Source organism: Pelomonas parva, assembly GCF_043555835.1.
Lineage (GTDB): Bacteria > Pseudomonadota > Gammaproteobacteria > Burkholderiales > Burkholderiaceae_C > Pelomonas > Pelomonas parva.
This window is the reverse complement of sequence record NZ_JBIGHV010000002.1, coordinates 66,807-87,755: the sequence shown is the minus strand read 5'-3', so window position 1 is coordinate 87,755 and position 20,949 is coordinate 66,807. Positions and strand designations below refer to the sequence as shown.

Annotated in this window: 19 protein-coding genes; 7 read left to right on the top strand and 12 right to left on the bottom strand. The window is 69.3% G+C overall.

What is annotated here, in order from left to right:
• Nucleotides 1-249: 249 nt before the first annotated feature.
• The 3 genes from ACG00Y_RS04285 to ACG00Y_RS04275 all read left to right on the top strand — a co-directional run bounded on the left by ACG00Y_RS04285 (nucleotide 250) and on the right by ACG00Y_RS04275 (nucleotide 1,928).
• Entirely contained in the window at nucleotides 250-483 is a 234-nt protein-coding gene (locus tag ACG00Y_RS04285; protein ID WP_394476310.1) for an addiction module protein, read from the top strand.
• Between the two features lie 570 nt (nucleotides 484-1,053).
• Nucleotides 1,054-1,527, top strand: coding sequence for a hypothetical protein (locus ACG00Y_RS04280; protein ID WP_394476308.1), 474 nt, complete (start codon nucleotides 1,054-1,056; stop codon nucleotides 1,525-1,527).
• A 5-nt stretch (nucleotides 1,528-1,532) separates the two neighbouring features.
• Nucleotides 1,533-1,928 carry a lysozyme inhibitor LprI family protein gene (locus ACG00Y_RS04275; RefSeq protein WP_394476306.1) on the top strand — a complete coding sequence of 132 codons (396 nt, stop codon included), beginning with the start codon at nucleotides 1,533-1,535 and terminating at the stop codon, nucleotides 1,926-1,928.
• A gap of 14 nt (nucleotides 1,929-1,942) precedes the next feature.
• Here ACG00Y_RS04275 and ACG00Y_RS04270 read toward each other — a convergent pair whose 3' ends face one another.
• From ACG00Y_RS04270 to hutC, 6 genes are all read right to left on the bottom strand, one after another.
• A complete protein-coding gene (locus ACG00Y_RS04270) occupies nucleotides 1,943-3,499 on the bottom strand; it encodes a methyl-accepting chemotaxis protein (RefSeq protein WP_394476305.1) in 1,557 nt (518 codons plus the stop codon).
• Nucleotides 3,500-3,644: 145 nt separating this feature from the next.
• Nucleotides 3,645-5,030, bottom strand: coding sequence for a formimidoylglutamate deiminase (gene hutF / locus ACG00Y_RS04265; RefSeq protein WP_394476303.1), 1,386 nt, complete (start codon nucleotides 5,028-5,030; stop codon nucleotides 3,645-3,647).
• Nucleotides 5,018-5,818 (bottom strand): N-formylglutamate deformylase, encoded by an 801-nt coding sequence (gene hutG / locus ACG00Y_RS04260; RefSeq protein ID WP_394476301.1) that lies wholly within the window; start codon nucleotides 5,816-5,818, stop codon nucleotides 5,018-5,020. Before hutG ends, hutF begins: the two co-directional genes overlap by 13 nt.
• Complete coding sequence (gene hutI, locus ACG00Y_RS04255; RefSeq protein WP_394476300.1) at nucleotides 5,815-6,984, bottom strand: imidazolonepropionase; 1,170 nt, start codon at nucleotides 6,982-6,984, stop codon at nucleotides 5,815-5,817. The genes hutG and hutI overlap by 4 nt, the downstream gene beginning before the upstream one ends.
• Complete coding sequence (locus tag ACG00Y_RS04250) at nucleotides 6,981-7,529, bottom strand: HutD/Ves family protein (protein WP_394476298.1); 549 nt, start codon at nucleotides 7,527-7,529, stop codon at nucleotides 6,981-6,983. Before ACG00Y_RS04250 ends, hutI begins: the two co-directional genes overlap by 4 nt.
• A 76-nt stretch (nucleotides 7,530-7,605) precedes the next feature.
• A complete protein-coding gene (gene hutC, locus ACG00Y_RS04245; protein ID WP_394476296.1) occupies nucleotides 7,606-8,325 on the bottom strand; it encodes a histidine utilization repressor in 720 nt (239 codons plus the stop codon).
• 64 nt (nucleotides 8,326-8,389) lie between these two features.
• On the opposite strand from hutC, the gene hutU reads away from it, so the two are divergent.
• Nucleotides 8,390-10,051 carry a urocanate hydratase gene (gene hutU, locus ACG00Y_RS04240; RefSeq protein ID WP_394476294.1) on the top strand — a complete coding sequence of 554 codons (1,662 nt, stop codon included), beginning with the start codon at nucleotides 8,390-8,392 and terminating at the stop codon, nucleotides 10,049-10,051.
• Entirely contained in the window at nucleotides 10,048-11,547 is a 1,500-nt protein-coding gene (gene hutH / locus ACG00Y_RS04235) for a histidine ammonia-lyase (RefSeq protein ID WP_394476292.1), read from the top strand. The genes hutU and hutH overlap by 4 nt, the downstream gene beginning before the upstream one ends.
• Here the strand turns inward: hutH and clsB are convergent.
• The 6 genes from clsB to ACG00Y_RS04205 form a co-directional block, all read right to left on the bottom strand.
• Nucleotides 11,544-12,806, bottom strand: coding sequence for a cardiolipin synthase ClsB (clsB, locus tag ACG00Y_RS04230; protein ID WP_394476290.1), 1,263 nt, complete (start codon nucleotides 12,804-12,806; stop codon nucleotides 11,544-11,546). The two genes, hutH and clsB, sit on opposite strands and share 4 nt — an antisense overlap.
• A complete protein-coding gene (locus ACG00Y_RS04225) occupies nucleotides 12,803-13,591 on the bottom strand; it encodes an endonuclease/exonuclease/phosphatase family protein (RefSeq protein ID WP_394476289.1) in 789 nt (262 codons plus the stop codon). Before ACG00Y_RS04225 ends, clsB begins: the two co-directional genes overlap by 4 nt.
• A gap of 18 nt (nucleotides 13,592-13,609) precedes the next feature.
• A complete protein-coding gene (gene nudB / locus ACG00Y_RS04220) occupies nucleotides 13,610-14,080 on the bottom strand; it encodes a dihydroneopterin triphosphate diphosphatase (RefSeq protein WP_394476287.1) in 471 nt (156 codons plus the stop codon).
• A 31-nt stretch (nucleotides 14,081-14,111) separates the two neighbouring features.
• Nucleotides 14,112-14,912 carry a CsgG/HfaB family protein gene (locus tag ACG00Y_RS04215; protein ID WP_394476286.1) on the bottom strand — a complete coding sequence of 267 codons (801 nt, stop codon included), beginning with the start codon at nucleotides 14,910-14,912 and terminating at the stop codon, nucleotides 14,112-14,114.
• Between the two features lie 96 nt (nucleotides 14,913-15,008).
• Entirely contained in the window at nucleotides 15,009-15,419 is a 411-nt protein-coding gene (locus tag ACG00Y_RS04210; protein WP_394476284.1) for a PaaI family thioesterase, read from the bottom strand.
• Between the two features lie 85 nt (nucleotides 15,420-15,504).
• Nucleotides 15,505-18,186 carry a zinc-dependent metalloprotease gene (locus ACG00Y_RS04205; RefSeq protein WP_394476283.1) on the bottom strand — a complete coding sequence of 894 codons (2,682 nt, stop codon included), beginning with the start codon at nucleotides 18,184-18,186 and terminating at the stop codon, nucleotides 15,505-15,507.
• A gap of 121 nt (nucleotides 18,187-18,307) precedes the next feature.
• Between ACG00Y_RS04205 and ACG00Y_RS04200 the strand changes: the two genes are divergently transcribed.
• Both ACG00Y_RS04200 and ACG00Y_RS04195 read left to right on the top strand, forming a co-directional pair.
• The gene (locus ACG00Y_RS04200) at nucleotides 18,308-18,898 is read left to right on the top strand and encodes a YqiA/YcfP family alpha/beta fold hydrolase (RefSeq protein WP_394476282.1); all 591 of its coding nucleotides are present in this window, start codon (nucleotides 18,308-18,310) and stop codon (nucleotides 18,896-18,898) included.
• An 18-nt stretch (nucleotides 18,899-18,916) separates the two neighbouring features.
• The gene (locus ACG00Y_RS04195) at nucleotides 18,917-20,947 is read left to right on the top strand and encodes a ribonuclease catalytic domain-containing protein (RefSeq protein ID WP_394476280.1); all 2,031 of its coding nucleotides are present in this window, start codon (nucleotides 18,917-18,919) and stop codon (nucleotides 20,945-20,947) included.
• The last annotated feature ends 2 nt before the right edge of the window (nucleotides 20,948-20,949 follow it).

Sequence of the window (20,949 nt, the reverse complement as noted above, 5' to 3'; positions counted from 1 at the left end):
GCAGTGCCTCCGCGCAGGTTCCAGTCCATTGGGACGCTCGGCGGGGGTGAGGCCGTGGTTCATGAGGCGCCGCCGTGGCGTTCGGGTTGCGATGCACGCAAGTTGGGTGGACGACGTCATCCAGCGCTTCTCGCGCAAGCAGCGCGAGGGGAGCGGGGAGGCGGTTTCGGCATTAAGCGGGGGCGAGGCGGCGGGCGCGAGATGGGCATCGGCACGCTAGACTTTGCGCTCACACCCCCGGAGGCAGCCATGACAGATCAGGTCGCAGCACTGGCCCAGCAGGGCAAGGCACTCCCGGCTGAGGAGAGGTCGCGACTGGTCGATATCCTCTTGGAGTCACTCCACGAAGGCTCTTTGACTGACGTTGAAGCCGCGTGGGATGCAGAGGTTGAACGCCGACTCGCGGCCTACGATCGCGGCGAGCTCGTGGCCCTAGACGGGGAAGACGTGCTGGCAATGGCTCTCCGCTTGGCGCGTGGCTAGCTTTCGGTTCCTTCCACCGGCCGAAGACGAACTCCTTCAACAGGTTTCGTACTACGTACTACTCGGCCATCCGCCCCGAACTGGGCGTCAAGTTTGCAGGCGCCGTGGCGGACGCAGTCAGGGCGGCGGCGTCGCTCCCTGAGCACGGCGCGCCTCGCTCGAAGAGCACCCGCCGTCGCCTCGTGATCGGTTTTCCGTTCGGCGTCATCTACGCCACCGTCGGCGACGAGATCGTGGTGGTCGCAATCGCCGATGGCCGGCGAAAGCCTGACTACTGGGTCAAGCGCCTGGGTGGTGGCTGATCGGTCGGCTGGTCCAGTGCCGCACAGTCCGGTATTTCATGAAGCGGGTCGCCGCCATCGCGGTGTGAATCCGCACCGGCCTGGCGGGAGGATTTGAAACTTACATTTCCTATCGCCGCCCCGTCGCCACCGTCGGGTGCGCAGTTCAGTCCAACAGGTTTATCCGCCGCCGCTATGTCAAGACTTCTTCCAACTTCGCCTGGACGGCCGGCGAACGCTGTTCGTTAAGCATCACATGCGAGACATGGTTGCGTCAGGAAAGGCTCAGATGCAGTGGCGCGAATGGCGGACATCCACAACGCACACGCTTGCAGCGCAGATTTCGCGCTGGCTTGAGATCGTCCAGTCTGGTGGAGAGCAGGCCCGCTACCTTAGTAGCTGCGACATGCACGAAGAATGGGTACGACTTCTACTTCGATCTGGAACGAACGGCGTGCAGGGCCCGTGCATGACGGTGGCAACGGTCCAGATCGAACCAGAGGCCCAAAGAGCAGGTCTGTTCAAGGATCTGCTCGCTCACCTTTGGAAGGTCAATCCGTGGCCAATGCTCGTCGTCGAGGATGTAACGAACCCGTCCCTGCAAGCCTTCCTCGAACGCATCGGTGCTCAGGTCTTGAGCGAGCGTTATGCGACAACTTATGCAGTGCCTAGCGATTCAATTTACCGCTTCTCTGCCAGACACCTACTTCCGTACTCCGCATATCGGCGAACCCTCCAGGGCGGCGCCCAGATCGAACGTTGAGCCCCATGCCCCTGCGCCCCACCATCACCGCCCTGCTATCAATGCTCTGCTCACTCGCCTGCGCTGCTGACCCTTGCGCAGCGCCGAGCAACACAATCGAAGACAACGCCTGCGCCAGGCACCGGTTCGAGGCACAAGACCGGCTGTTGAATTCGACCTACCAGGCCTTGCTGAAGCAGTTACCTGAGAAGAACGACCCGCCCTTCACGGGCGAGGGACCGAGAGCGCTGCTGGTCAAGGCCCAGCGTCGCTGGGTAGCGTTTCGCGATGCCGACTGCGCCGCGAAACACCAGCTCTACATCGGCGGAACGGTCAGGACGGTCGTGTATTTCGGCTGCATGCGGGAGCGAACCGAACAGCGCATCAAGGAACTCAGCGCTGCCGAGTGGCAAGGCGGCTGAACCCGCCGCCACGCTCACGCACTCAGCCTGAACACCGCCACCGACCGCGACAACTCATCGGCCTGCTGCTGCAGGCTGGCGGCCGCAGCGGCGGATTCCTCCACCAGTGCGGCGTTCTGTTGCGTCATCTGATCCAGCCCCGCAATCGCCTGGCCGATCTGGCCGATGCCGGTGCTCTGCTCGCCGGTGGCCAGGCTGATCTCGGAGACGATGTTGCCGACGCGCGCGATCGAGTCGATGACCTCGCGCATGGTCTGGCCCGCCTGGGCCACCAGGGCCGAGCCACCCTCGACGTTCTCGCCGCTCTGCGTGATCAAGGCCTTGATCTCCTTGGCGGCCGCCGCCGAGCGCTGCGCCAGCGCGCGCACCTCGGCCGCAACGACGGCAAAGCCGCGCCCCTGTTCGCCCGCGCGCGCGGCCTCGACGGCGGCGTTCAGGGCCAGGATGTTGGTCTGGAAGGCAATGCCGTCAATGACCGAGATGATGTCGCCGATCTTGGCCGACGAGGCGCTGATGCGGCCCATGGTCTGCACCACCTCGTCCACCACCGCGCCGCCGCGCCGCGCCACCTCGGCGGCGTCGCGCGCGAGCTGGTTGGCCTGGCGCGCGGACTCGGCGTTGTGCGTGACACTGGCCGTCAGCTCCTCCATCGCCGAGGCCGTCTCCTGCAGGTTGGACGCCGCCTGCTCAGTGCGGTTGCTGAGGTCCTGGCTGCCCACCGCCACTTCGCGGGACGCGGTGGCGATGCTGTCGGTGCTCAGCCGCACGCCGGACACGACCTTGACCAGCGAGTCCTGCATGCTCTGCACGCCACGCATCAGGGCGGCGGTCTCGTCGCGGCCCTCGGCCAGCACGGGCTGGCTGAGGTCTTGCCCGGCGATGCGTTCGGCCGCCTTCACCGCGTAGGCCAGCGGCGCCAGGATGGAGCGGATGTTGACCGCCGTGTAGCCGGCCAGCAGCAGCACGCCGACGATGATGACGATGACGAGGTTGCGGCGGATGAGGCTTTCAGCCTGCGCGAGCTGGGCGACGCGCGCGGCGGAGTGCTTGTCCACGGTGGTGGTCATCTCGGCCAGCGTCTTGTCCACCGCGCGCACGGGTGCCTTGACGGGCTCCATCGCCTGGTTGGCCGAGGCGGTGTCGGCGAACTCGCCCTTGGCGACACGCTCGGCGATGCCGGTGAAGCCGCTGCGGTAGGCCTGCAGCGCCGCCAGCAGTTCCTCGGGCATGCGCTTGAGGTCGGCCGGCAGGTCCAGCCTGCCCATGCGGCCCAGGCTGTCGGCCGTCTTGTCGTAGGTGTCGCCCCAGTCCTTGCGGTAGCGCTCGACGGCCTTGGCATCGGCCAGGTTGATGAGCAAGTCCTTCTCGTAGCGGCGCAGGTTGCCGACGCCGGCCCGCACGCCGGCCAGCTGGGTCAGGGCTTCGACGTCGTTGTCGACGTAGTGAGTGAAGTCCGCCTGCGCCTGGGACAGGCTGCGCAACCCCTGCACGCCGACCACCAGCATGGTCAGCACCGCCAGGGCGGCCAGGGCCAGCAGCCGGGCCTTGATCGTGTAGTCGCTCAGCTTCATCGCCACTCCTCGTCACGCGCAAGCCGCAACGGGCGGCACCGTCGTCCCTCGCTGCCGCGCCTGTCGATCAGGACTGATCGCGGCGACGTGATTTGTTGGAGGTCTCGGCGCCGAGACTAGCCCTTTGTCCGCCGCCCGCCAAGCATCAGGCTTGCGGCCCGCCGTCAGGGCACCACAGCTCGTGCATCGCCGCCTCGAAGGCATCGCCCACTCGCTGCGGCGCCCGCCAGGGCCGCGCCCGGCCGGCCACCCAGACCGACTGCCAGGGCGAGCCGTTGCTGCCGAAGACGACCGCGTCCAGCAGCGCCTCGTCCGGCAGGCCGCGCAGGCCGTCGGCCTCGCGGTTGAGCACCAGCGCGTCTGCACGGGCGCCGGGCGTCAGGCCCCAGGCCGCGAAGCCAGCGGCGCGGGCGCCGCCATGCACGGCGGCGTCGAACAGGCGCGCGGCGCTGGACGGCTGGCAGCCGGGCTCGGCGGCGATGTTGCGCTGGCGCAGCGCCAGGCGCTGGCCGTACTCCAGCCAGCGCAGCTCCTCTACCCAGCCGCGGGTGACCTGGCTGTCCGAGCCGACGGTCAACGACACGCCGTTGCCCAGCCAGGCGGACAAGTCCGGCAGGCCGTCACCCAGGTTGGCCTCGGTGCCCGGGCACAGCACGATGCCGGCGCCGCTGAGCGCCACGGCCTCGATCTCGGCGGGTTCGGCATGCGTGGCATGCACGAGCTGCCAGCGCGGGTCGAGATGACCCGCCTCGGCCAGCCACTGCAGCGGGCGCCGACCGGTGGCGGCCAGGCAGTCGGCCACCTCGGCCGTCTGCTCGGCAACGTGGATGTGGATGGGCAGGTCGGCGCCACCGACGCGGTCGCGCAGGCGGGCGATGTCGGCGGCCGAGGTGCCGCGCAGCGAGTGCAGCGCCACGCCGGCACTGACGCGCGCCAGGCCGGCGGCATTGATGCGCTGGCAGGCGCGCCAGGCCCAGTCGGCATCGGCGGTGAAACGATGCTGGTCGAGCCGCAGGCCGCTGGCGTTGAAGCCGCTGCGCGTGTAGACGACGGGCAGCAGGGTCAGGCCGATGCCGGTGTCCTCGGCGGCGGCGGCCAGCGCCCAGGCCATGTCCAGCTCGTCGTCGAAGGCCTGGCCGTCTGCGGCGTGGTGCAGGTAGTGGAACTCGCAGACCTGCGTGTAGCCGCCGCGCAGCAGTTCGGCATAGAGCTGGCTGGCCACGGCGCGCAGCTGCTGCGGCGAGATGCGCAGCGCCAGCGCATACATGCGGTCGCGCCAGCTCCAGAAGTCGTCCTGGCCTGCCTCACGCCGTTCGGCCAGGCCGACGAAGGCGCGCTGGAAGGCGTGGCTGTGTGCGTTGACGAGGCTGGGAATGACGGGGCCGCCCAGCAGCTCGGCATGGGGCGGCGCCGGCAGGTTGACGGTGATGTCGGCCCAGCGGCCGCTCGAATCGACCGTGAGCAGCACGTCGCGCTGCCAGCGGCCGTCCAGCCAGGCCATCGGCGCATGCAGTGTCTTCAAGGCTCCCATGCCAGCATCTCCCGCAGCAATTGTTCGATCAAGGGCGCGACGCTGGCGGCGCCGTGCTCGTCGTAGGCACCGCTCGGTTCGGCGGTTTCGTCCATGTAGCAGCGCTGGCACATCTCCAACTGCACGGCGTGCTGGCCAGCGTCGGGCCGGCCGTAGTGGCGCGTGATGTAGCCGCCCTTGAAGCGGCCGTTGACGACGTGGCTGAACCGCGCCTGGCCGGCCAGCAGCGCGGCCAGTCGCTCGGTGATGCCGGGCGCGCAGGCGGCGCCGTCGGCCGTGCCGAGGTTGAGCGCCGGCAGCTGGCCGTCGAACAGCCAGGGCAGCTCGGAGCGGATGCTGTGGCCGTCGAACAGCAGCGCATGGCCGTGCGCCGCGCGCAGCCGCGCCAGCTCGGCCGCCAACGCGTCGTGGTAGGGCTGCCAATAGGCCTCGCGCCGCGCCGCCACCTCGGCAGCATCGGGCACCGCACCATCGCGGTACAGCGGCTCGTCGGTGAAGAAACGGGTGGGCACCAGGCCGGTGCCACCGGCCGCGCCGGGGTAGAGCGCGCGGTCGTCGGGCGGGCGGTTCAGGTCGATGACGTAGCGGCTGTAGCGGGGCACGATGAGGCTGGCGCCGAGTGCCTCGGCCAGCGGGCGGTACAGGCGCTCCAGGTGCCAGTCGCTGTCCTCGCTGGCCAGCGCGCGCGGCACCAGCCGCCCGGCCAGTTCGGCCGGTATCTCCGTGCCGACGTGCGGCAGGCTGATCAGCAGCGGCACGCGGCCCTGCTGAAGCTGAAAAACGCTCATTCCCCTCCCCGTACCCGCTTGATCAGCGGGTTATGCCCGAAGCATGCTGCCAGCTCTCGGGGGTGGGCGCCATCCCAGAGACAGAAGTCGGCACGCTGGCCGGGGACGAGCTGGCCCCGGTCAGCCAGGCCCAGCGCGCGCGCGCCGTTGACGGTCAGGCCGCGCAGCGCTTCTTCCGGCGTCAGGCCGAACAGCACGCAGGCCATGTTGAGCATCAGCAGCGGCGACAGCGTTGGTGAGCTACCGGGGTTGTGATCGGTGGCGATGGCGATGGCCACGCCGGCCTCGCGCAGCGCGGCCACGGGCGGCAGCTTCGTTTCCTTCAGCGCGTAGAAGGCGCCGGGCAGCAGCACGGCCACGGTGCCGGCCTGCGCCATGGCCTGCACGCCGGCGGGGCTGAGGTATTCGAGGTGGTCGCAGCTGAGCGCGCGGTAGCTGGCGGCGAGCGCGGCGCCGCCCTGGTCGCTCAACTGCTCGGCGTGCAGCTTGAAGGGCAGGTTCAGTTGCTGGGCCGCATCGAACACGCGGGCGACCTGGGCGGGGCTGAAGGCGATGTGCTCGCAGAACGCGTCCACGGCATCGACGAGGCCTTGCGCGTGCAGCGCGGGCAGCCAGTCGCAGACGGCGGCGATGTAGGCGTCGGCATCGCTGAACTCGGGCGGCAGCGCGTGGGCAGCCAGGTAGGTGGTGCGCACGTCCAGGCCGGTGAGCTGGCGAGCGACGCGCAGCATGCGCGCCTCGGTGGCGGCGTCCAGGCCGTAGCCGGACTTGACCTCCACGGTCGTCACACCCTCGCGGATCAGCGCCTGGGCGCGTTTCGTCGCGTCGGCCAGCAGTTCGGCTTCGCTCGCTGCGCGGGTCGCGGCCACCGTCGAGCGGATGCCGCCGCCGGCCCTGGCGATGTCGGCGTAGCTCGCCCCGTGCAGGCGCTGCTCGAACTCATTGGCGCGGTTGCCACCGTAGACGAGGTGGGTGTGGCAGTCCACCAGGCCGGGCGTGACGAGGGCGCCGTGCAGGTTGACGACCTCTTCGGCTGCTGGCGCGTCGGCAGTGGGCCCGACCCAGCGCAGCAGCCCGCCCTCGACGAGCATTGCGCCATCTTCGATCAGGCCCCAACCGCTGTCGCCGGCCAGCGTCGCCAGCCGGCCACCGCGCCAGAGCTTCATTCAGGGCTCCAGGTCAGCCACCAGGCATGGCTGCTGGAGGCGTCCGGCCCGGTGAACACGCAGCTCTGCGCGGCGGGGTCCTCGCACCAGGCCAGCGTCAGCGGCGCCATCGGCATGGCGCGGTGGCCGTGCTCCAGCAGGCCGCCCTCGACGGTGAAGAGCCCCACCCAGGGCGTGCGCGGCAGCAGCACATGGCTGGCCGGCTCGACCTCCAGGTTGCCGCGCCGCTCCATGACGTTGAAGACGTCGGTGGCGCCCTTGATCAGCGCGGCCTCCGGCGCCAGCCCGCCGTCGAAGCGCAGCGGCTCGTCGCCCATGCTCTGCGGCCAGTCGAACAGGCGCAGGCCCGCGCCGCCAACGACGGCCAGCCAGCGGTGCACCCCGGGAAAGGCGGAGAACGGGCCGTCCTGCTCGACCCGGCCCACGCTGATGCGCAAGGCCCAGTCATGCGCATGCGGCCAGGCTAGCAGCTCGCGCGTCAGCCCGCCCTTGTTCTTCCAGGCCTGCGGCTGCACGTCGGCCGCGCTGACCTTGCTCCAGCTCATGTTCTACCCTCGCACTGCACTGAGTTACGCCGCCTCTGAACAGCTGCGCATTCTCCGCAGCTCCGGGGGCTGAAACTCAAGCGGAGAAGCTCCCTTGCAATTGGTAACGTGCACCCGGATGGGTCAGCTTGACGCTCGTGACCGCCACGCCACGGCTATACGTGATGCGCTTGACGACCAGGCAGGGGTCGCGGCGGCTGATGCCCAGCAGCTTGGCCTCCACCTCGCCGGGCAGCGCCGCCTCGATCATGTAGCGGGCCTCGGCCAGCGGCGCCACCTCCAGCAAGTAGTGCGTGGGCGTGATGCGGGTGAAGTCCTGCGCCAGGTAGTCGGGCGCGCAGGCCGGGTTGACGGCGCGCTCCTCGCACTGGATGGGGTGGCCGTTCTCCAGGTGGACGATGAGGCTCAGGTAGACCTGCGCACCCCGCTTCAAGCCCAGCTCTGCCGCCTGCTGGGGCGTGGCCTTGCCCTTGGTGAGCGCATGCACACGTGCCTCGTGCGTGCCGCCGCGCGCCAGGATTTCCTCGTGCACGTCGCGTACGTTCAGCGTCGACGAGATGCGGTGCAGTTGGGCGACGAAGCTGCCCACGCCCTGCACCCGCTCGATCAGCCCCTCCTGCACCAGCTCGCGCAGCGCGCGGTTGACGGTCATGCGGCTGACCTCGAACAGCGCCACCAGCGCGCCCTCGCTGGGCAGCAGGTCGCCGGCCACCCAGTGGCTGCTGGCGATGCCCTCGCGCAGATGGTTCTTGACCTTGAGGTATTGGGGCTCGGGGCTGGCTGAGGATCGCGGCATGGCGCCATCCTAGTTGACTCTACTTGTATAGACAACTAGAGTTCGACCGCTTCGAGGAGCACCCATGACCGCCCTGCCCCGCCCCGTGAAGGCCCCCACCGGCACCCAGCTCAGCTGCAAGAGCTGGCTGACCGAGGCCGCCTACCGCATGCTGCAGAACAACCTGGACCCCGCCGTGGCCGAGAACCCGGACGAGCTGGTGGTCTACGGCGGCATCGGCAAGGCGGCGCGCAACTGGGAGGCCTTCGACGCGATCCTCAAGGCGCTGCGTGAACTGAACGATGACGAGACGCTGCTGATCCAGTCGGGCAAGCCGGTGGGTGTGTTCCGCACACATGCCGATGCGCCGCGGGTTCTGCTCGCGAACTCGAATCTGGTCCCTGCCTGGGCGACATGGGAGCACTTCCACGAGCTGGATCGCAAGGGCTTGATGATGTACGGCCAGATGACGGCTGGCAGCTGGATCTACATCGGCAGCCAGGGCATCGTGCAGGGTACGTACGAGACCTTTGTCGAAGCGGCGCGCCAGCACTACGGCGGCGTGGCCAAGGGGCGCTGGGTGCTGACTGCGGGACTGGGCGGCATGGGCGGCGCGCAGCCGCTGGCAGCCACGTTCGCGGGCTTCTGCTCGCTGAACATCGAGTGCCAGCAAAGCCGCATCGACTTCCGGATGCAGACGCGCTACGTGGACGAGCAAGCCGCCGACCTGGACGACGCGCTGGCGCGCATCGAGGCCCACACCGCCGCCGGCCGCGCGGTGTCGGTCGCGCTGCTGGGCAATGCGGCCGAGGTGCTGCCGGAGCTGGTGAAGCGCGGCGTCAAACCCGACCTCGTGACCGACCAGACCAGCGCCCACGACCTCATCAACGGCTACTGCCCCCCGGGCTGGACCGTGGAGCAGTGGAAGGCTGCCGCCGCCGACCCGGCGCGCCACGCCGAGCTGACAGCCGCCGCCGCCGCCGGCTGCGCGACGCACGTCAAAGCGATGCTGGCCTTCAAGGCTGAAGGCATCCCGACGGTGGACTACGGCAACAACATCCGCCAGGTCGCGCTGGACCAGGGCGTGGCCAACGCCTTCGACTTCCCCGGCTTTGTGCCGGCCTATGTGCGGCCGCTGTTCTGCGAGGGCAAGGGGCCGTTCCGCTGGGTGGCGTTGTCGGGCGACCCCGAGGACATCCGCAAGACCGACGCCAAGCTGAAGGAACTCTTCCCCAAGCATGAAGCGCTGCACCGCTGGCTGGACATGGCCGCCAAGCGCATCGCCTTCCAGGGCCTGCCGGCGCGCATCTGCTGGCTGGGCCTGGGCGAACGCCACCTCGCCGGCGTGGCCTTCAACGACATGGTCAAGAACGGTGAGCTGAAGGCGCCCATCGTCATCGGCCGCGACCATCTGGACAGTGGCTCGGTCGCCAGCCCTAACCGCGAAACCGAGGGCATGAAGGATGGTTCGGATGCCGTCTCCGACTGGCCGCTGCTGAACGCGCTGCTGAACACCGCCGGCGGTGCCACCTGGGTGAGCCTGCACCACGGCGGTGGCGTGGGCATGGGCTACTCGCAGCACTCGGGCGTGGTCATCGTCGCCGACGGCACCGATGCCGCCGCGCAGCGCCTGTCCCGCGTGCTTTGGAACGACCCGGCCACCGGCGTCATGCGCCATGCCGATGCCGGCTACGAGTCGGCGACAGCCTGCGCCCACAAGAACGAACTGAACCTGCCCTCGCTATGAAACTCATCCCCGGACAACTCACGCTGGCGCAGCTCGCCGACATCGCCGCCGGCTGCGCCGCGCTGCAGCTCGACGACTGGGCGCCGGTCGACAAGAGCGCCGCGCTGGTGGCCGCCGCCGCGGCAGGTGACGCGCCGGTCTACGGCGTCAACACCGGCTTCGGCAAGCTGGCCAGCACGCGCATCGCCAAGGACCAGCTCGCGCAGCTCCAGCTCAACCTGATCCGCAGCCACGCGGTGGGCGTCGGCGCGCCGATGTCGCCCGAGGTGGTGCGGCTGATGCTGGCCACCAAGGCAGGCAGCCTGGCGCGCGGCTTCAGCGGCGTGCGCCGCGTCGTCATCACCGCGCTGCTGGATGCCTTCAACGCCGGTTTCATTCCCTATGTGCCCTGCCAGGGCTCGGTCGGCGCGAGTGGCGACCTGGCACCGCTGGCCCACTTGACGCTGGCGCTGATGGGTGAAGGCGAAGCGCTGGTAGACGGCCAGCGCGTGCCGGCCCGCGAACAGCTGGCGCGGCTGGAGCTGCAGCCATTGACGCTGGCCGCCAAGGAAGGACTGGCGCTCATCAACGGCACGCAGGCGAGTACCGCGCTGGCGCTGCATGCGCTGCTGCGCTTCGAAGGCCTGTTCGCCACGGCGCTGGCCAGCGGCGCGATGACGCTGGACGCCGCACGCGGCAGCGACGGCCCGTTCGACGCGCGCATCCACGAGGTGCGTGGCCAGCCGGGCCAGATCGAGGTGGCGGCCGTCTACCGCGAGCTGCTGGCCGGCAGCGCCATCCGCGCCTCACATCGCGAAGGCGACGAGCGCGTGCAGGACCCGTATTGCCTGCGCTGCCAGCCCCAGGTCATGGGCGCCTGCCTGGATCAGGCACGTCACACGGCCAAGGTGCTGGTGTGCGAGGCGAATGCGGTGACCGACAACCCGCTGGTCTTCGACGACGTGATGATCTCGGGTGGCAACTTCCACGCCGAGCCGGTCGCGTTTGCGGCCGACAACCTGGCGCTGGCCATCGCCGAGGTCGGCGCCATCGCCGAGCGCCGCATCGCCATGCTGATCGACCCCGGCATCTCGCGCCTGCCGCCTTTCCTGACGGCCGACGCCGGCCTGCACAGCGGCTTCATGATTGCCCATGTGACGGCTGCGGCGCTCGCCAGCGAGAACAAGAGCCTGGCCCACCCGGCCAGCGTCGACAGCCTGCCCACCAGCGCCAACCAGGAGGACCACGTCTCAATGGCCACCTTTGCCGCGCGCCGCCTGCACACGATGCTGGACAACACCGCCCACATCGTCGCCATCGAGATGCTGGCGGCGGCGCAAGGCATCGATTTCCTGCGGCCGCTGACAAGTTCGGCGCCGGTGGAGGCTCTGCACGCAAGGCTGCGCGCCGACTGCGCCAGCAGCCCGGCCGACCACTACCTCGCGCCGGACATCGAGCGCGCGGCGGCGCTGGTTCAAGCTGGCGTGCTCAAGCCAACGCACGCCCCGTCGTTCTAGTAGCGCCCCGCCGCCCCGGCCACGCGCAGGAAGACGTAGGCGAACCAGACAACCACGGCCCGGTGCAGCCATGCGCGCAGGCCCTTGCCGGCGGTCTCGCCGACACGGTCGGAGACGGCCAGCGCGGCCTCGATCTCGGCGGCCAGCTGGGTCGCAAAGCCCCGGTCCAGCACGACGACGTTGGCCTCCAGGTTGACCAGCAGCGACAGCGGGTCGATGTTGGAGCTGCCCACGGTGGCCCATTCGTCGTCGACGACGGCGACCTTGGCGTGCAGGAAGGCCGGCATGTACTCGTAGATCTCGATGCCGTGGCGCAGCAGGTCGGCATACAGCGCCTCGGCGGCCCAGCCGGCGATGCGGTAATCCAGCTTGCCCTGCAGCAGCAGGCGCACGCGCACGCCGCGGTCGGCCGCGCCGCGCAGCGCGTGGCGGATGCGCTGGCCGGGGTAGAAGTAGGGGCAGACGATGTCGACGCGGTGGCTGGCGTTGCGGATGGCGTCGGCGTAGGCATGCTCGATGGTGCGGCGGCGGCGCAGGTTGTCGCGCAGCACGAAGGCGGCGCAGACTGCGGCCAAGCGCTCCGACGGTTCGGGCAGGCGCTGCGGACCGCGCCAGAGCTGGGTCAGCCACAGCGTGAAACGGCGGCGCAGGGGCACGTAGTCCAGCAGCGCGTCGTCGAAGTCACGCCCGAGCCAGGCGCGCGACCACATGGAGCGCACGCTGTGGCCCACCAGGTCGACGAGGCCGCCGCCGATCTGCACGGCGAAGTCCAGCCGCGGCTCCTCGCTCAAGCCGTGGCGCATGTCCAGGCGGTCGTCGATGACGTTGATGCCGCCGACGAAGGCCAGGTCGTTGTCGACGACGCAGAGCTTCTGGTGCAGGCGGCGCAGCTGGCCGCGCTTGAACCAGTGCCACCAGCGGTCCATGGGCCGGAACACCGCCAGCGCCACGCCACTGCCGGCAAAGCGCTCGCGCAGCGCCGCCAGACTGGCGTGGCTGCCGAAGCCATCCACCACCACCCGCACGCGCACGCCGCGCCGGTCGGCAGCCAGCAGCGTGTCGGCCAGCGCCAGCGAGGTGTCGTCGTGATGAAAGATGTAGGTCGCCAGCCAGACCTCATGGCGGGCGCGGTGGATGGCCGCCTGCATGGCCGGGAAGAGCTGGTCGCCGCCGCGCAGCAGCTGGATGTCGTTGCCGCCAACGAAGCCGGTGTCGGAGGCCGCGTTCCGCCTTGGCCGCTTCGCCCCGGGCCTTTTCATTCCAGGGCCAGTTCCACCAACAGCGGCAGGTGGTCCGACATGCGCGCCCAGCTGGGCCCGCGCGGCACCTGCACGCCGGTGCAGCGCAGGCCGCGGGTGTAGACGCGGTCCAGCGCAAACACCGGCAGCCGCGACGGGAAGGTGGGCGCGCGCGCGCGGCCGTGCGGCGGCGACGCGCGGCGCAGGTCGTGCATGTGCATGGCCGCGTCCAGCCGCTCGCCCCAGTCGTTGAAGTCGCCGGCGACGAGCAGCGGCGTGCCCTCGGGCACATGGTCGCGCACGAAGGCCGCCAGCCGGTCGACCTGGCGCACGCGGCTGGAATGGATCAGCCCGAAATGCGCAACGACGACATGCACCACCGTGCCCTGCCAGTGCACGGGCACATGCAGCAGGCCGCGCTGCTCGAAGGCGTGGTCGGACACATCGTGGTGGCCAATGTCGCCAATGGGCCAGCGCGACAGCAGCGCATTGCCGTGCTCGCCGCCCTTGGTGACGGCGTTGGTGCGGTAGGCCACCTCGTAGCCCTCGGGCGCCAGGAACTCGGCCTGGCCTTTCTCGGGCCAGCCGAACCAGGTGCGGTCGAACTGCGCCGCCTCGCGGTGGTGGAACAGGCGCACCTCCTGCAGGCAGACGAGGTCGGCATCCAGCGCCGCCACGCCCATCTGCAGGTTGTGGATTTCCAGCCGCTTGGCGGGCCCGACGCCGCGCACGCCCTTGTGGATGTTGTAGGTCGCCACGCGCAGCACGGCGCCGGGCGGGTGGGGCGATGGGCGCAGGGGGCTCATGGCGTCAGCGGGTGCAGGTCATTGGGTCGCGGGGCTGAAGCGGGGCAACTGCAGCACCGCCTCGGCATTGGACGGCGAAAAGCAGCGGTCGGCCGCTTCGTGCCAGGGCAACCAGAGCCAGGCCAGGTGCTCGCGAGGCGCCAGTGTCGGCGCCAGCGCGGCGGGCAGTTGTAGGCCGAAGACGTGTTCCGTGTTGCGCGTGACGCCCGGCGCGTAGCGGTGGCGCCAGTGCGGGTAAATGTCGTAAACGTTGGCCAGCTGCCAGTCGCGCAACTCGCCGCCAACGGCCGCGATGTCGAAGCCGGTTTCCTCCAGCACCTCGCGCCGCGCGGTCTCTGCCGGCGGCTCATCGGCGCTGTCCTTGGAGCCGGTCACGCTCTGCCAGAAACCGGGGTGGTCGGCACGCTCGATCAGCAGCACCTGCAGGTCGGGCGTGTGGATGACGACGAGGACCGATTCGGGGATCTTGAAGGGCTTGGCCGGCTGCATGCCGCCAGCATAGCCCTGGCCCCCGGCTGTTTCAGCCGCCCTTGCGAGTTGCCACTGCGGGTGGCAGCTCTTTCGCCTGCAGCTCACGCACCTGCACGACAAGCTGGTTGTGCGCATCCATGAAGGCCGCCGCGATGACCTTGCCCTCGTTGGAGTTGCTCCAGCCGGCGCCCGCCGCGCCACCCAGCTTGCCGACGAGGGCACCGCCCACTCCCAGGTCCGCCACCTCCACCGAGCCCGTGGAAGCGGCGACCTGCTCGGTGGTCTCGTTGTCGGTCAGCAGCAGCGCGGCCTGCGCCTGCTTGAGCTTGACCTGCTCGGCCGCGCCGACCAGCTTGTTCAGGTAGGGAATGGCCTGCAGGATGCCGCCGATCTGGCGGCCGGCATCCTGTTCGCTGAAGGTCAGGCTGGGCGTCAGGCTGTACTGCGCCTCGTAGCCCTTGCCCCCGCTCACCGTGTTGCCCTGCCGGCGCAGAACGCCGGACTCCTTCAGCTCCTGCTCGCGCACCGTCGCCTTCAGCCCGGCTGCACGGTCGACGACACGAAAACAGCCGCTCTGCTGGGCCAGCAACCGCACCAGCGGCACCGGGCTTGAAGGCAGCTGGTAGCTGCTGGAATAGCTGTAGCCGTTGGGGTTCTCGATCAGCGCCAGCGTCGCCACCGGCGCGCTGCATTTGACGAGCTCGCGGCTGGCGTTGCTGGCGCCGGCCGGGCCGGCCGAGCCGCTGACAACAGAGCCGCCCTCGCCCAATGTGGTGGACGATTTGCCACAGCCGCCCAGCAGCAGGATCAGCGTGGCGGCCGGCAGGGCCAGGATGGGACGGAATTTCATGCGCGAGCACCTCGACGACGGACGCGCGAGTCTGCCCCGGCCGAGAAGCCGCCATGCCCTATGAATTTGGGACACACCCCCCGAGCAGAGGGCGTCTCACTTCGCGTAGAGAACCATCTGCGTGCAGCGGAACAGCGCCATCGTCTTGCCCGTGTCCTTGTGCGTGACGACGGCATCCCAGACCTGCGTGGTGCGGCCCAGGTGCACGGCCTTGGCCACGCAGGCGACCATGCCCTCGCGGGCGGTGCCGAGGTGGTTGGATTTCAGCTCGACGGTCGTGAAGCCCACCGCGCCCTCCGGCAGGTTGGCCACGCAGCCATAGCCGGCGCAGGTGTCGGCCAGCGTGACGATGCTGCCAGCATGCAGGAAGCCGTTGGGCGCCATCAGCTCGGTGCGCACGGCCAGCTCGGCATGGACCTCGTTGCCTTCCACCTGGGTGATGTTGATGCCGAGATAGCCTGGCAGCTTGCCGGCTCCGATTTGGTTGAACTGGGCGCTGTCGGGCATGGTCTCCTCCTCTTGAGACGGCCATCGTAGTGACGACAAAAAAGGCCGGCATCACTGCCGGCCTTTTTGCTCGAAGCGAGCCCGATCAGCTGCGCGTCAGCGTCGCCTTCAGCATGCTGTCCAGCATGTCCTGCGTCTCGACGAGATGGGCGCGCGTCTCGACGGACAGGCCCGGCTTGGCTGCGGCCACGCGCAACTCCTTGGCGAGCTGGCTGGCGTGGTAGCGCGCCATCGAGAACGCATCGGCGTAGACCGCCGCGCCATTGGTGGCGCGGTTCAGCTGGGCCTGCAGGCGGCGCAGGTATTCGCGCTGCAGGCTGCGACGCATGCGGTCGATCTCGGCTCCCGTCTTCAGCTCGCTGAAGATGGCCGTCTGCAGCGTGCCGTAGACCTCGCTCAGCGACACCGCGCCCTTGCGCTGCGCCTCGGGCAGGAAGCTACTCTGCTCGATGAGGCGGCGCGCGGTGGCGGGCGACATCAGGCGGTCGAGCACGCGACCCTGCACACCGGCGACGGCGTCGGGGATGGACAGCGGCTGGCCGCGGTCCGCCCACTCGTTGTAGTCCAGCGTCTGCGCGGCGACGAACTCGGGGTTGAACTTGAACGAGTTGCTGGACAGCAGACCGCTGGCGATGAAGCGCAAGGCCTCGCGCTGCTGGGCGTTGTCCACCGGCTTGAAGGCCTGGCCCGGCGTGACGCCCGGCACGATGCGCTCGGCCTGGATGCCGCCCACGTACTTGCTGACGTTGTTGGCCGTCATGCCCAGCTGGCGGAAGGCGTCGGCCACCGAGCGGCGGGCGCGGAACGGGTCCTCGCCGGCCTGGGGCTTGCGGGCCTGCACGCGCTCCCACAGTTCCTGGCTGAGCTTGAGGCGCTTCTTCGCGTAGGCCAGCGGGTCGTCGCCGAGGTCGCGCTGGTTGCTGCGCGGGTCGAAGCCGTCGAAGGGGCCGCCCACGCCCTGGTCAAAGTCGTCGCCGTAGGCCAGTTGCGGCTCGGTCGAGCGGGCCGCGATGCGGGCCAGCTCGGCAGCTTCCTGCTCGGCCGGGATCTGCTTGTAGGCGTACTCGACGGCCCAGTAGTCATAGGCGCCCAGCGTGGTGTTGGTCAGGCTGGCCTTGGGCTCGCCCATCAGCGGCAGGTTGTAGGCGTTGTAGTCCATCACCGAGTTGGAGATGCCGTTGGCCTCGGTGAAGGCCTTGTCCTTGAGCTGGGCCTGGGTGACGGTCGTCGACGAGCGGAAGTTGTGCTTGAAGCCGAGCGTGTGGCCCACCTCATGCATGATCACGTCCTTCATGACGGCCTGGGCCAGCGCCTCGGCCTCGGGGCCGTTCAGGTCCATGCCGTCGCGAAGCGCCAGCAGGTCCAGCGCGAAGCCGAACTCGTTGGCCTGGTCGGCCAGGTAGGTGCAATGCTGCTCGGTCAGCGCCAGGCTGCTGCGGGCACCCGTCCAGCCGTTGTGCTCGTGGTGGTCATGGCCGTGGCCGCCGGGGCGCACGTCGTCGGTGGCGAAGCGGCGGGTGCCGCGGCCGAAGACGTCGCTCATGCCGATGTCGGCGTCCAGGATCTCGCCGGTGCGCGGGTCGCGCTGGCTGGGGCCGATGGCGAAGCCGACGTCGGAGCCGGTGAACCAGCGAACGGACGCGTGCGTCGAGTCCATGTTGTCCCAGTCGGCATCGTCCGGCTGCTGCTTGGCAACGATCGCGTCCTTGAAGCCGATCTTCTCGAAGGCCTTGTTCCACTCCAGGATGCCGGCCTTGACGGACTCGCGGTACTTGGCCGGGATGTTCTTGTCCATCCAGTAGACGATGGGCTGAACCGGCTCCGACAGCGCGGCGCTCGGGTCCTTCTTCTCCAGGCGCCAGCGGGCCACGAGATGCACGCGCGGGTTGATCCTGAGGTCGTCGCCGAGGTTGCTGTAGCTCTCCATGAAATGACCCAGGCGCGGGTCCGCATGGCGGATGGCGGCCGGCTGGGCGGGCAGCGCGCGGAAGCTGTAGACGAAGCTGAAGAACATCGAGCGCGGGTCCGGCGTGGCCTGGGGCGGCGTCGGCAGCGGCACGGGCGCGGCGACCAGCGGCGGCGCGGGGATGCGCGGCGTGGCGAAGTGCACGCGGGCGGTCAGCGTCGTGACCTGGGCGTCGGCGCGCGTGGCCTCGATGAAGGAATTGGCGCGGTCCGGCGCATAGGGCAGGCGGAAGGCGGCCTCAAGGCGCGTGGAGTAGCCGGGGATGTCGTGCAGCAGGAAGCCGCTGGCGTCGACCAGCACGGACTTGCGGTCCGGGTGCTCGGCGCTGGCCACCGGGCCGCCGGAGATCAAGCTGGGCGAGAAGGCCTGGGCGACGGCCAGCTTGTTGGAGGCGGTGTCGCTGCGGAACTTGCTGTTCAGCGCGATCAGCTGCACCTGGTTGCCGACGCGGCGCCATTCGGCCATCTCGTCGCCGATCATCTGGCTGGCGTAGAAGCCACGCTCGCCGATGGAGTTGGCGACGTTGACGCTGAACAGGAAGGGCTTGTTGAGCTGGTCCTTCGGGATCTCGATCCAGGTCTTCTCGTCCTTACGCCAGATGGGGAACAGGCCTGGCTGCTCCTTGGCGCCGCGGATGATCTCGGCGAAGGGCTTGGGCGCGGTCGGGTCGGCCGGCGGGCGGGCGGGCGAGGCGGCTGTGGGGCCGGAGGCGGCGGTAGCCGGGGCGGCGGGCGGGGTCTGAGCCTGAGCCAATGCCGCCAGCGCGAGTAGCGCGGCGGAGGCCAGAACGGAACGCGACATCGGGGTCATGATCTGTGTCCGAAGGAAACGAAAGGCGGCAACTTTAAGCCCGGCGACACTCGCGTCAATTGGCGCCCGCCACCGTCGCAGGGCGGCCGAACTTCACGCAAAAACTTCCGTCATGGCGCTCACGCATCTGATCTATCTGCACGGCTTTCGCTCCTCGCCGGGTTCAGCCAAGGCCTTGCGCATGGCTGAATGGGCGGCCGAGCAGCCCGGCCTGACCTTCGCCTGCCCCCAACTGCCGCCCTCCCCGCTGGATGCGATGGCTCTCGTCGCCGGCATCGTGGCTGACTGGCCCGAGACCGGCGCCGCCGTCATCGGCAGCTCGCTGGGCGGCTTCTACGCCACGGCGCTGGCCGAGCAGCGCGCCCACCGCGGCTGGCGCGCCGTGGTGCTGAACCCGGCCGTGAACCCGGCGCGCGACCTGGCCCAGCACATCGGCGAGCTGACTGCCTGGCATGAGCCGACGCTGAAGTTCGACTTCACGGCCCAGCACGTCGCCGAACTCGCGGCGCTGGCACCGCCGCCTGCGCTGACCCGCCCGCTGCGCTACTTCGCGCTGATCGCCAAGGGCGACGAGTTGCTGGACTGGCGCGAGATGCTGGCCCGCTACGCCGGCTGTGACGGCGAGGTGCTGGAAGGCAGCGACCACGGCCTCACGGACTTCGAAGCCCATTTGCCCGGCTTGGTCCGGCATCTCCAAGCCTGAGGCGACAATCCCGCCCCTATGTTTGCGCTGTTTGATGATGCCGGGAAATTTCACGCCGGCCGGGTGATGTCGGAGGCCGATGCCTCGCTGCAGGTCGAGCTGGACTCGGGCAAGCGAGTCAAGGTCAAGTCCGCCAATGTGTTGCTGAAGTTCGAAAAGCCGGTCCCCGCCGTGCTGCTGAGCGAAGCGCGCGCGCTGGCCGATACCATCGACCTCGACCTGGCCTGGGAGTTCGCGCCCGAAGGCGAGTTCGGCTTTGCCGACCTGGCGCGGGACTACTTCGACGCCAAGGCCGGCACCGTGCAGCAGGCTGCCGCGCTGCTGGGCCTGTACGACGCGCCGCACTACTTCCGCCGCGCCGGCAAGGGCCAGTTCAAGAAGGCGCCCGAGGAGACCGTCAAGGCCGCACTGCTGGGTATTGAGCGCAAGCGACAGCAGGCGCTGCAGATCGAGACCTGGGCCCGGGAGCTGGCGGCGGGCACCTGCCCGGCACCCATCCAGGAGCAGATCTACAAGATCCTCTTCAAGCCCGACAAGAACGGCCCGGAGTACAAGGCCGTCGTCGAGGCCAGCAAGCTGGCGCACAAGGCGCCGCTGGACCTGCTGCAGGCCGCAGGCGCCATCACCAGCGCCTACCAGTTCCACTGGAAGCGCTTCCTGTTCGAGAACTTCCCGAAAGGCGCCGGCTTCCCCGCGCTGACGGCGCCCGAGATCAAGGACGAGCTGGCGCTGTCGACGGCGCAGGCCTTCTCCATCGACGACTCGCAGACGACGGAAATCGACGATGCGCTGTCGGTGCAGGGACTGGGCACGGGCACGGTCACCTTCGGCGTGCACATCGCCGCGCCGGGTCTCGCCATCACGCCGGACTCGGCCGTGGACAAGGTCGCCCGCGAGCGCCTGTCCACCGTCTACATGCCGGGCTGGAAGCTGACCATGCTGCCCGACGACGTCGTGCAGGCCTACACGCTGATCGAAGGGCGCGACTGCCCGGCGGTGTCCATCTACTTCACGATGGACGAGGCAACTTTTGAAGTGAAGGCGCGCGAGACGAAGCTGGAGCGCGTGCACATCGCCGCCAACCTGCGTCATGACAAGCTGGACGGCATCGTCACCGATGCCACGCTGTCGGGCGAAGCGCCGGCCGCCTACGCCTTCGCGCCCGAACTCGCCTTCACCTGGCGCCTGGCAAAACATCTCAAGGCGCAGCGCGAAGTGGTGCGCGGCAAGCCGGAGAACTTCAACCGGCCGGACTACAACTTCCGCCTGGTGGGCGAGCGCATGGAAGCGCCCAACGGCACGGAGTCCGTCGAGATAGCCGTGCGTGCGCGCGGCAGTTCGCTGGACCTGATCGTGGCCGAGGCCATGATCCTGGCCAACTCCGCCTGGGGCGGCTGGCTGGCCGAACTGGGCCTGCCCGGCATCTACCGCAGCCAGGCCAGCCTGGCGCCCGGCATCAAGGTGCGCATGGGTACCCGGGCGCTGCCGCACGCCGGCATGGGCGTGGCGCAGTACACCTGGGCCACCTCACCACTGCGCCGTTATGTCGACCTGGTCAACCAGTGGCAGATCATTGCCTGCGCGCGCCACGGCAAGACGGCCGCGCTCGTCGCGCCATTCAAGCCGAAAGACGCGGCGCTGTTCTCCATCATCTCGGGCTTCGAGTCCGCCTACGCGGCCTACAACGGTTTCCAGAACGGCATCGAGCGCTTCTGGACGCTACGTCATCTGCAGCAGAACGGCACGACCGAGCTGACCGCCACGGTCATGAAGGAAGGCCTGGTGCGTGCGGACGACCTGCCGCTGGTGTTCAAGGCGCTGGGCTGCGAGAACCTGCCGCGCGGCAGCCATGTGAAGGTGCGCATCACGGGCATGGACGAGATGACGCTGGACCTGCATGCGACGCTGATCGAGCGGCTGGATGAAGCACCGGCCGCTGAGGAGCCGGAAGGCGACGAGGACGAACTCGAAGCCGCCGCGACGCCAATCGCCCTGGCCATCGATTTGAACGACGGCAGCAGCGAAGCCGAGGCGACGCCTGCAGCCTGACG

Coding starts and splice junctions, on each gene's coding strand:
- ACG00Y_RS04205 (WP_394476283.1), bottom strand. CDS start 18,186: ATGTCGCGTTCCGTTCTGGCCTCCGCCGCGCTACTCGCGCTGGCGGCA.
- hutG (WP_394476301.1), bottom strand. CDS start 5,818: ATGAGCGTTTTTCAGCTTCAGCAGGGCCGCGTGCCGCTGCTGATCAGC.
- hutC (WP_394476296.1), bottom strand. CDS start 8,325: ATGCCGCGATCCTCAGCCAGCCCCGAGCCCCAATACCTCAAGGTCAAG.
- clsB (WP_394476290.1), bottom strand. CDS start 12,806: ATGAAAAGGCCCGGGGCGAAGCGGCCAAGGCGGAACGCGGCCTCCGAC.
- ACG00Y_RS04280 (WP_394476308.1), top strand. CDS start 1,054: ATGCAGTGGCGCGAATGGCGGACATCCACAACGCACACGCTTGCAGCG.
- hutI (WP_394476300.1), bottom strand. CDS start 6,984: ATGAAGCTCTGGCGCGGTGGCCGGCTGGCGACGCTGGCCGGCGACAGC.
- ACG00Y_RS04225 (WP_394476289.1), bottom strand. CDS start 13,591: ATGAGCCCCCTGCGCCCATCGCCCCACCCGCCCGGCGCCGTGCTGCGC.
- ACG00Y_RS04270 (WP_394476305.1), bottom strand. CDS start 3,499: ATGAAGCTGAGCGACTACACGATCAAGGCCCGGCTGCTGGCCCTGGCC.
- ACG00Y_RS04200 (WP_394476282.1), top strand. CDS start 18,308: ATGGCGCTCACGCATCTGATCTATCTGCACGGCTTTCGCTCCTCGCCG.
- hutU (WP_394476294.1), top strand. CDS start 8,390: ATGACCGCCCTGCCCCGCCCCGTGAAGGCCCCCACCGGCACCCAGCTC.
- ACG00Y_RS04215 (WP_394476286.1), bottom strand. CDS start 14,912: ATGAAATTCCGTCCCATCCTGGCCCTGCCGGCCGCCACGCTGATCCTG.
- hutH (WP_394476292.1), top strand. CDS start 10,048: ATGAAACTCATCCCCGGACAACTCACGCTGGCGCAGCTCGCCGACATC.
- ACG00Y_RS04285 (WP_394476310.1), top strand. CDS start 250: ATGACAGATCAGGTCGCAGCACTGGCCCAGCAGGGCAAGGCACTCCCG.
- nudB (WP_394476287.1), bottom strand. CDS start 14,080: ATGCAGCCGGCCAAGCCCTTCAAGATCCCCGAATCGGTCCTCGTCGTC.
- hutF (WP_394476303.1), bottom strand. CDS start 5,030: ATGGGAGCCTTGAAGACACTGCATGCGCCGATGGCCTGGCTGGACGGC.
- ACG00Y_RS04275 (WP_394476306.1), top strand. CDS start 1,533: ATGCCCCTGCGCCCCACCATCACCGCCCTGCTATCAATGCTCTGCTCA.
- ACG00Y_RS04210 (WP_394476284.1), bottom strand. CDS start 15,419: ATGCCCGACAGCGCCCAGTTCAACCAAATCGGAGCCGGCAAGCTGCCA.
- ACG00Y_RS04195 (WP_394476280.1), top strand. CDS start 18,917: ATGTTTGCGCTGTTTGATGATGCCGGGAAATTTCACGCCGGCCGGGTG.
- ACG00Y_RS04250 (WP_394476298.1), bottom strand. CDS start 7,529: ATGAGCTGGAGCAAGGTCAGCGCGGCCGACGTGCAGCCGCAGGCCTGG.